At 69.5% G+C, this 1,631-nt stretch carries 1 protein-coding gene; it reads right to left on the reverse strand.

What is annotated here, in order from left to right:
* Nucleotides 1-38 precede the first annotated feature (38 nt).
* Nucleotides 39-1,577 carry an ISL3 family transposase gene (locus OTB19_RS42705; protein WP_420717035.1) on the reverse strand — a complete coding sequence of 513 codons (1,539 nt, stop codon included), beginning with the start codon at nt 1,575-1,577 and terminating at the stop codon, nt 39-41.
* Nucleotides 1,578-1,631: the final 54 nt, after the last annotated feature.

A 1,631-nucleotide genomic window follows, 5' to 3' on the forward strand; every position in this document is an offset into this window, starting at 1 on the left:
GGCTCTGTCCCGTAATCGGTGGTAGCGGTGCGTAGTGATCACTGGAGGAGGATGCGGTGGCGGAGCAGGGGGAACCCGGCTCGGCCGTGCATCTGTCTCATGATCCTCTTGGTTCGCGTGTTGACGCCCTCGGTGCGGCCGTTGTGGTACGGGAGGGTGAGCCCGGCATCGACGGCGGCGCGGTCGAGTTCGAGGCCGTTCGCGAAGGAGTGCAGGTGGGGCAGGTCGGCAGCGCGAACCGTGGTGATCCAGTCGGTGAGCTTGGTGTCGTTGTCGGCGGTGGGTGTGAGGAGTTCGGCGAACTCCTTGACGAGGCAGGTAAGTTCGGTCGTCTCGGGGCAGGCTTCGGTGAGTTCCCGCAGGAGTGCGGTGTCCTTGTCGCGCAGGTTCTCGGGGCGGGTGAGCAGGAGGCGGGCGAAACGCTGCGGGGTGGTGACCGGCTTGTCGTCCTCGGCGCGGCCCTGGGTGATGTAGCGGTAGAGCAGGTTGAGGCTCCCGGTGTAGCCCAACTCCTTGATCTCACGGAAGAGTTGGAGAACAGGAATGGCCGGGTCTTCCGTCCGGCGGGTGCGCAGGTGGTCGCGGTAGGGGTCGACGAGCGTGGGCTTGTAGCGGGGTGCGCGGCGGTCGCCGGTGGGTTCCTTCATGCGGGTGTACCGCTTGACGGTGTTCAGGGCGACATCGAGGCGGCGGGCGCATTCGAGCAGGCCGACCCCCTTGCCGAGCAGGTTGTGGACCTGCTGCCAGCGCTCGCGGGTGGTCTGCTCGCGTACGCCGCCGGGTCGGGCGGGGTTCACGGCGGTGGCCCAGCAGGCGGCGTGGGAGCGGACCTCGGCCAGGACCTTGCCGCACAGGTTGCTCCAGAGGTGCCACCTGTCGCTGACCTGCACCGCTTCGGGGAGGGCCTGGCGGATCGCCTGGCCGTAGGAGCCGGAGCCGTCGCGGCAGACGTACTCGGCCCCGGGGTGCTCGCGCAGCCACGCGGCCAGGGTTTGGCTGGCGCGATCGGGCAGGACGTCGATCCGCTCGCCGGTCTCGGCGTCGATGATCACGGTGGCGTAGCGGTGCCGGCGCTTGAGGGCGAAGTCGTCCACGCCCAGGACCCGCGGCACCCGCAGCGGGGCCAGCGGCAGCCGCATGAGCATCCGCAACGCGGTCGAGCGCGAGACCGCGATGTCCAGAGCGCGGGACAGGCGGGCGCCCGCCCGGCCCGCTAACTCCCTGACCACAGAGCCGATATGGTCGGCCAGTCGGTTCGTGCGGCGCTGATAGCGGCCCAGCAGTCCGGGCACCTGCTCACGGAACGTCTGTCGAGGGCAGCCCAGCACCGGGCACACCAGGCGCCGCACCCTGACCGACACCACCACCCGCCTGCCGTCCACCGGCACGTCCGCCACCGTCCGGCCGTGGAATCCGTGCACCCGCCCGGTCGGCGTCCCGCACACCGGACACGGAACCGGACCATCCCGAGTACGCGCCATCACCCGGACCAGGTCACCCTCGTCCGCCACACTCTCGATGACCAAGGCGGAAAGTCCCGAAAACACCACACCCACAAGGGCGTTGACTTCAAGCACGCCTCAGCATGACAGGAGGCAACGCACCGCTACCACCGATTACGGGACAGAGCC

This window comes from Streptomyces sp. H27-H5 (genome assembly GCF_026627505.1).
Lineage (GTDB): Bacteria > Actinomycetota > Actinomycetes > Streptomycetales > Streptomycetaceae > Streptomyces.